Below are 7,510 nucleotides of genomic sequence, written 5' to 3' on the forward strand. Positions count from 1 at the left end.
GACGAGATGCCGGAGACCATCGATTTATCTGATCACGCCCGTCGTTCGTTTTACGGGACACGCCGAGCGGGCTAAAGGGTGTGTGCCCTCACAAAACCTGCCGGAGCGGGATCACGCCCGGCGGATGCGCCGGTTGAGCCGGGCGGCGAGCCGCTCGCCGATGGTCTGGACCGCCTGGACCAGGACGATCAGTACGACGACGACGGCCAGCATCATCTCGGGCCGGAAGCGCTGGTAGCCGTAGCGGATGCCGAGATCGCCCAGGCCCCCGCCGCCGACGGCGCCGACCATGGCCGAGTAGCCGAGCAGCGACACCACCGCGAGGGTCAGGCCGAGGAGGATGCCAGGCAGCGCCTCCGGGATCAGCACCTTGCGGATGATGGTGAGCGGGCCGGCCCCGAAGGCGCGCGCCGCCTCCACCAGCCCGGCATCGACCTCGCGGATCGCCGCCTCCACCAGGCGGGCGATGAAGGGCGTCGCCGCCACCGTCAGCGGCACCGTGGCGGCCCACATCCCGATGGAGGTGCCGGCGATGAGCCGGGTGAAGGGGATGATGGCCACGACCAGGATGATGAAGGGCGTCGAGCGGGTGGCGTTGACGACGAGGCCCAGCACGCCGTTGAGCCAGGGTGCGGCGAGCAATTCCCCGCGCCGGCTCGTCGCCAGGAAGACACCCAACGGAAGGCCGAACAGCGTGCCGAGAGCAGCCGCCACGGCCACCATGGACAGGGTGTCGCCGGTGGCCTGGAGCAGCAGGCGGATCATTTCAGGCGACACGGCGATCCTCCGCGCTATGGGCCGGCAGGTAGCCGAGGAGATCGGAGACAAGGCCGTGAGCGTCGAGGAAGGCGCGGGCCCGGCCGACCACGTCCGGCCCCGCGGGCAGGCCGACCGTGAGGGAGCCGAAGGGCTGCCCGGCGATCTCGTCGACGGTGCCGGACAGGATGTTGGCCTCGATGCCGGTCTCGCGGGCGAGCCGCGCGACGATCGGGTCGTTGGCGTGAGGCCCGCGGAAGGCGATCCGCAGGACCGCCCGGCCACCCGCGATCGGTCGGGTCTCGATCCCGGCGCGGAGTGCTGCCGGCAGGGTCAGCCCCATCTCCCCGGCGAGGAGCGTGCGCGTCATCTCCGCCTGGGGCCGGGTGAAGACCTCGAACACGTCGCCCTGTTCGACGATGCGGCCCGCTTCCAGCACGGCGACGCGATCCGCCACGGCGCGGATCACCGACATCTCATGGGTGATGAGCACGATGGTGAGGCCGAGCTCGCGGTTGATGCGGCGCAGGAGCGCCAGGATCGACCGCGTGGTCTCGGGGTCGAGGGCGGAGGTGGCCTCGTCGGAGAGGAGGACGCTCGGCCCCGTGGCCAGGGCCCGGGCGATGCCGACACGCTGCTTCTGCCCACCGGAGAGCTCGGCGGGATAGCGGTCGCGCTGCTCCTCCAACCCGGTCAGGGCCAGCAATTCCTCGACACGGGCGCGGATCGCGGCCTTGCCCCGGCCCTCGATCTCCAGGGGCAGGGCGATGTTGCCGAAGGCGGTGCGTGAGGAGAGCAGGTTGAAATGCTGAAAGATCATGCCGATGCCGCGGCGCATCCGGCGCAGCGCGCGCTCGTCAAGGGACGAGACCTCCGCATCCCCGACACTGACACGGCCGGCGCTCGGGCGTTCCAGCCCGTTGATGAGCCGGATCAGACTCGATTTCCCCGCACCCGAGCGGCCGATCACCCCCAGCACCGAACCGGCCGTCACCGACAGGTCGATCCCACTGAGCGCCGAAACGCCGGCGCCGTCGCGGGTGGAGTAGGTCTTCGCCACCTGCTCGAAACGGATCAGCGCATCCGGCGGCGGCGGGACGGCATTGCCGCCGCGGTCGATCTGACTTCCAGGCACTCGCCACACCTCATGCGCCCGGCACGCGCAGGTGCGGGGCGGTGGAACGGAATCATTATCGTCTATCTCGTAGTTCTATGAACTATACTTGGCACATTCAATGAAACTGATTGTTAAATCGCTCACCCATCAAGCAAAATCCATCCCCACAACACCGCCACGAGAGAACAATCCACCAGGCGCACTCGTATTCGGGCGGGGCCGCCTGCGCGGCGTCGGGCACGGCAATCGCGGCATCGCCTAAGCGGCACCACCCGATCTGGAAAATTCGCCCCCGGAGTCCCGGTTCGAGGGAAGATGTGTTCGCGTCTCTACAAGAAATGAAAAATCCATACCGTTGATTGCGAAGGCTGGATACGGTCCAATGAAGGTCATCGAGAGAGACGCAGCCACGCTCTTCTTTCGCCACCAGCCCCGACATCTCGCTTCGCGTTCTACACCGAACGCCCATTCGGACCCCGTCTTCATGCCGTCTGACACATCGCGCGCACCGCGCCGGTCTTCGAGCCGGCGCGGCTTCCTTCGGCTGGCCGGCGGCGCGGCGGGCGGAATCGCCACCGCCGCCCACGCCCTGGATGCGGGCGATCCCCTCGCCATCCCCGACTGGAGCCGGACGCCCGGAGCGCCCTCGGCCTCTCCCCCCTATGGCCGGCCCTCGCCCTACGAGACTCTGGGGCGCCGATCGCGGACGCCGCCGGCCTTTCCCGGCGCCTCCTCCACCGGCACGCCGCTCCAGCACCTGCACGGCATCATCACGCCCAATGGCCTGCATTTCGAGCGCCACCATGCCGGGGTGCCGGCCATCGACCCGGAGCGCCACCGGCTGGCGATCCACGGCCTGGTGGAACGGCCCCTCATCCTCACCATGGACGATCTCGTGCGGATGCCGTCGGTCTCGCGCATCCATTTCCTCGAATGCTCGGGCAACACCCCGTGGTTCGGGGCCAAGCCGGGCTGGACCCTCCAGGAAAGCCACGGCCTCCTCTCCTGCGCCGAATGGACCGGCGTGGAGTTGAGCACCCTCCTCGACGAAGTCGGGCTGAAGCCGGGCGCCGCCTGGATCCTGGCGGAGGGCGCGGACGCCGCCGGGATGAGCCGGAGCATTCCCCTCGACCTCGCGCGGGACGGCGCGATCCTGGCCTATGCCCAGAACGGGGAGCGGCTCCGCCCGGAACAGGGCTACCCGCTGCGGCTGTTCGTGCCGGGGGTCGAGGGCAATCTCAGCATCAAATGGCTGCGGCGGCTCAAGGTCGGAGACCAGCCGTTCCAGACCCGCGAGGAAACCTCGAAATACACCGACCTGATGCCGGACGGGTCGGCGCGCCAGTTCACCTTCGTGATGGAGGCCAAATCCGTCATCACCACGCCGTCCGGCGGCGAGCAGCTGCGCACGCCCGGATTTCGCGAGATCTGCGGCCTCGCCTGGACGGGGCGCGGCCGCATCGCAGGCGTCGAGGTCTCCACCGATGGCGGCGCGCGCTGGCAGGCGGCCGTTCTGGAGGGTCCGATCCTGCCCAGATGCCTCACCCGGTTCCGGCTCCCCTGGCGCTGGGAGGGCGGCCCGGCGCATCTCCTCAGCCGGGCCACCGACGAGACGGGCTACGTCCAGCCGCCGCGCGCGGCGCTGGTCTCGGTCCGGGGCACCCAATCCTTCTACCACAACAACGGAATCGCCGGCTGGCACATCGCCGCCGAGGGGGGCGTGAGTCATGCGGTTTAGCGGCCTCGGCCTTCTCGCCTGCCTGATGGCGACGGGCGCCGCCCTGGCGGACCCGTCCGGGCCCGTCTCCCTGTCCGGGATCGGCCGCCCGGCGACCCCGCAGATCCTCGCCCTCTGGGACATCGACGTGCGGGCCGACGGGCAGGGTCTGCCCGCCGGCCATGGCAGCGTGCGCCAGGGGGAAGCCCTGTTCGGGGCGCGCTGCGCCGCCTGCCACGGGGCGCAGGGGGAAGGCGCTGCGGCCGACAGGCTCGCGGGCGGCCAGGGCAGCCTCGCGACGGGCAAGCCGGTGCGGACGGTGGGCAGCTTCTGGCCCCATGCCACCACCCTGTTCGACTATATCCGCCGCGCCATGCCCTACGACGCGCCGCAATCCCTGAGCGCCGACGAGACCTACGCCGTCAGCGCCTATGTCCTGCATCTCAACGGCATCCTGCCGGAGGGAGCCGAACTCGATGCCGCCTCCCTGCCGAAGGTGCGGATGCCGAACCGGGACGGCTTCACCACGGACAGCCGCCCCGACGTGCCGGCGCGCGCCGGTCAGGCGCCTCTCACCGGGATCACCGCGCCGCGATAGCGCTCGCGGATGAAGCCGGCGACCTCCGCCGATTGCAGGAGGGCGGAGAGCGTCTGGATGCGCGCATCCTGGGCCAGGGCCTCGGTCGTCACCAGCACGTTGGCGTAGGGGTTGCCCTCCGCCCGCTCCAGGCCGAGGGAATCCTTGGCCGGGTCGAGCCCGGATTCGAGGGCATAGTTGCCGTTGATGACCGCCAGGGCAACGTCGTCGAGGGAGCGCGGCAAGTGCGGCGGCGCCACCTCGACGAAGCTCAAGGATTTCGGGTTCTCGGCGATGTCGCCGGCCGTGGCGAAGGTGCCGTCGCCGCCGGGTCGGAGACGGATGAGGCCGTTCTCCTGAAGGAGCTTCAAGCCGCGACTGAAATTGGTGACGTTGTTCGACAGGGCGACGGTCGCCCCTTTCGGCAGGTCGGCGAGGCTGCGGACGCGGCGCGAATAGAGCCCGAGGGGCTCCACATGCACGCTCGCCGTCACGGCGAAGCGGATTCCGAGTTCGGCCTCCTCGCTGCGCAGATAGGGCACGTGCTGGAAGAAGTTGGCGTCGGCGTCGCCGTCGATGACGAGGCGGTTCGGGCGGATGTCGCCGCTGATCTCGATGATCCGCAGGGGCAGGTCCGGAGCGAGTTTGTCCTGGACGAAAGTCAGGATCTCCGCATGCGGCACCGAGGAGGCGACCACCCTGAGGGGTGCCGCGGCCCGGGCTGCGGAGGCCGTGAGCAGGGCGAGGGTGCCGCCCAGCAGGGGAAGGGTGCCGCCCAGCAGGGCGCGACGGTTCAGGGGCATGGAGGATCTCTCAGGTCAGACTTGCTCGGGTAACACTTGCTCGGCTGCCCGGCCCCACCGGGCTTCATCGCTCACGGATCGCACCCTCGGTCGCCGGGATCGGGGCGTCCGGAAAAACTCGCCGCCGACATCGATGAAAGTATCGGGAAGGATATTGTCGGAGCAATCTAAAGCGGCGATGATGCGTAAATCAACGGTCATTGCCTAAACGACCATGATAACGGCACCGATTGGAAATTTATACTGCTCGATTGGATGGCTATAGACGAAAACATCGTCGTCATCCCGACCGGAAGACCAATCCTCTCCCGCCCGCCATCTTTCAGCACCCATGACGGATCACCGGCCGATGAGCCCACGACAGCTGCATCTCAACGTGAACCTGCTGCATTCGGGCGTGTACCCGTCGGCGTGGCGCCTGACCGATAGTCAGGCCGACGCCTTCATCGACATTGCCCATTACGTCAGGGTCGCCGGAATCGCCGAGCGGGGCCTGTTCGACGCGATCTTCCTCGCCGATACGCCGTCGATATCGGACCGCATCGACTACCGGCCGTTCAACGCCCTGGAGCCGACCATCGTGCTGGCGAGCCTCGCCGCCGCCACGACCCGGATCGGGCTCATCGCCACGGCCTCGACCAGCTACAACGAGCCCTTCAACCTCGCCCGGCGCTTCGCCAGTCTCGACCATGTGAGCGCGGGCCGCGTCGGCTGGAACGTGGTGACCACGGCCGATGCCGCCGCGAGCCGGAATTTCGGGCTCCAGGCGGCGGTGGACCACGCAGCGCGCTACGATCGGGCGCGCGAATTCGTCGATGTCGTCCATGCCCTGTGGGACAGCTGGGAGGATGACGCCTTCCTCGGCGACAAGGCGACGGGCCGCTTCGTCGACACGGCGAAGGTGCATGCGATCGCCCATCGCGGAACCACCTTCTCCGTCGACGGGCCGCTCAATGTCCCACGCTCGCCGCAGGGACGGCCGGTGACGGTGCAGGCCGGCGGTTCGAACGACGGGCGCGATCTTGCGGCCGCCACGGCGGAGGCCGTCTTCACCCTGTCGCAGACCATCGAGGACGGGGTCGCCTATGCGCGTGACCTGCGCGCCCGTGCCGCCACGTTCGGGCGGCCCCCGGGCTCCATCGTGATCCTGCCGGGCCTCGCCACGGTCATCGGCAGCACCGAGGCGGAGGCGCGCCGCCGGCAGGACGAATTGTGGGAGCTGGTGCCGATCGAGTACAGCCTCGCGCGGCTCGCGGGCACGCTCCAGATCGCGCCCGAACGCCTCGACCTCGACAAGCCGCTGCCGGATCGCCTGCCCCTGCCGGCCAATGCCAACCACACCATGTTCCAGGGAACCGTGGCCCTCGCACGCCGGGACACTCTCACGGTGCGCCAGCTTCTGCGGGCGCTGGGCGGCGGCGTCGGCCACCGCATCCTCGTCGGCACGCCGGAGGCGGTGGCCGACGATATCGAGGCCTGGTTCCGGGCCGGCGCCGCCGATGGATTCAACCTGATGCCCGATGTGCTGCCGAGCGGGCTGGAGACCTTCGTCGAGACCGTGGTGCCGATCCTGCAGAAGCGCGGCCTGTTCCGCACGGCCTATGCGGGAACGACCCTGCGGGACCATCTCGGCCTGGAGCGGCCGGCGAGCCGTTACGCCGGAGCGGAAGCCGTCGCGATCCCGGCGTGATCGGACGGCCCGAGCCGCCGGCTACCAGACCGGCTCGAGAAAGCCCTTGTAGGTCCGCTCGATGTAGTCCCGCACCGGCGCCGAGCGGAAGCTGCGGATGAAGGCGGCCAGACGCGGATCGTCGCGATTGTCGGGCCGCGCGACGAAGCTCAGCGTGTAGCGCCGGTCCCCGACCCCGTCGGTGATGAGGGAGGTCTTGGGGTCGCCGCCCGCGGCGATCAGGTAGGTGAAGCTGACCTGCGCCAGGGTCACGTCGTCCATCGCGCGCGGCAATTGCGCCGCTTCGAGTTCGAGAATCCGCAGGTGCTTCGGATTGGCGACGATGTCGGCGACGGAGGCCTCGTCGCCGACGCCCGGCTTCAGGGTGAGCAGCTTGGCGGTCTCCAGCAGGCGCAATCCCCGCGCCGCGTTGACGGGGTCGTTGGCGATGGCGACCGAGGCGCCGTCGGGAACTTTATCGAGGCTGGTCACCGTCTTCGAGAACAGGCCCACGGGCAGGACGATCGCGCCCTCCACGGCCACCAGCTTGTAGCCCCGCGAGCGGATGGCGCTCTGGAGGTAGGGCACGTGCTGGAACAGGTTGGCGTCGATATCGCCCGAGGCCACGGCCTCGTTGGGCGTCACCCAATCGGTGAACTCGACGATCTCGACATTCTGCCCCTGCTTGCGGGCGAGATCGGCGGCGAAGGCCAGGGTCTGCCCCACCGGCCCCGGCGTCGCGCCGATGCGCAGGGGTTTTTCGGCGGAGGCGGAGCCGGTCCCCAGAGCGAAGAGGACGGCCGCGAAGCCGAGGAGGCTGCGGCGGGTACGGAGTGGGGGCATCGTGGAAGCCTGTGATCGGGGAGGGGAG

7 protein-coding genes are annotated in these 7,510 nt (G+C 69.3%); 3 read left to right on the forward strand and 4 right to left on the reverse strand.

The window, feature by feature from the left end:
• Nucleotides 1-111 precede the first annotated feature (111 nt).
• Both FPV16_RS11470 and FPV16_RS11475 read right to left on the reverse strand, forming a co-directional pair.
• Nucleotides 112-777 carry a methionine ABC transporter permease gene (locus tag FPV16_RS11470; RefSeq protein ID WP_227438314.1) on the reverse strand — a complete coding sequence of 222 codons (666 nt, stop codon included), beginning with the start codon at nt 775-777 and terminating at the stop codon, nt 112-114.
• A complete protein-coding gene (locus FPV16_RS11475) occupies nt 767-1,891 on the reverse strand; it encodes a methionine ABC transporter ATP-binding protein (protein WP_227438315.1) in 1,125 nt (374 codons plus the stop codon). Before FPV16_RS11475 ends, FPV16_RS11470 begins: the two co-directional genes overlap by 11 nt.
• 466 nt (nt 1,892-2,357) lie before the next feature.
• Here FPV16_RS11475 and soxC point away from each other — a divergent pair, with 466 nt between their 5' ends.
• Nucleotides 2,358-3,611 (forward strand): sulfite dehydrogenase, encoded by a 1,254-nt coding sequence (gene soxC / locus FPV16_RS11480; RefSeq protein ID WP_227438316.1) that lies wholly within the window; start codon nt 2,358-2,360, stop codon nt 3,609-3,611.
• The gene (locus FPV16_RS11485) at nt 3,601-4,188 is read left to right on the forward strand and encodes a c-type cytochrome (RefSeq protein WP_413629268.1); all 588 of its coding nucleotides are present in this window, start codon (nt 3,601-3,603) and stop codon (nt 4,186-4,188) included. Before soxC ends, FPV16_RS11485 begins: the two co-directional genes overlap by 11 nt.
• Here FPV16_RS11485 and FPV16_RS11490 read toward each other — a convergent pair.
• Complete coding sequence (locus FPV16_RS11490) at nt 4,152-4,970, reverse strand: MetQ/NlpA family ABC transporter substrate-binding protein (RefSeq protein WP_227438317.1); 819 nt, start codon at nt 4,968-4,970, stop codon at nt 4,152-4,154. The genes FPV16_RS11485 and FPV16_RS11490 overlap by 37 nt on opposite strands.
• A gap of 349 nt (nt 4,971-5,319) precedes the next feature.
• Here FPV16_RS11490 and FPV16_RS11495 point away from each other — a divergent pair, with 349 nt between their 5' ends.
• Entirely contained in the window at nt 5,320-6,660 is a 1,341-nt protein-coding gene (locus tag FPV16_RS11495) for an LLM class flavin-dependent oxidoreductase (RefSeq protein WP_227438318.1), read from the forward strand.
• 21 nt (nt 6,661-6,681) lie between these two features.
• Here the strand turns inward: FPV16_RS11495 and FPV16_RS11500 are convergent.
• Nucleotides 6,682-7,510, reverse strand: an 829-nt coding sequence (locus FPV16_RS11500; RefSeq protein ID WP_319802234.1) for a MetQ/NlpA family ABC transporter substrate-binding protein, incomplete at its 5' end; no start/stop codon positions are given.

This window comes from Methylobacterium sp. W2, from assembly GCF_020662345.1.
Classification (GTDB): domain Bacteria; phylum Pseudomonadota; class Alphaproteobacteria; order Rhizobiales; family Beijerinckiaceae; genus Methylobacterium.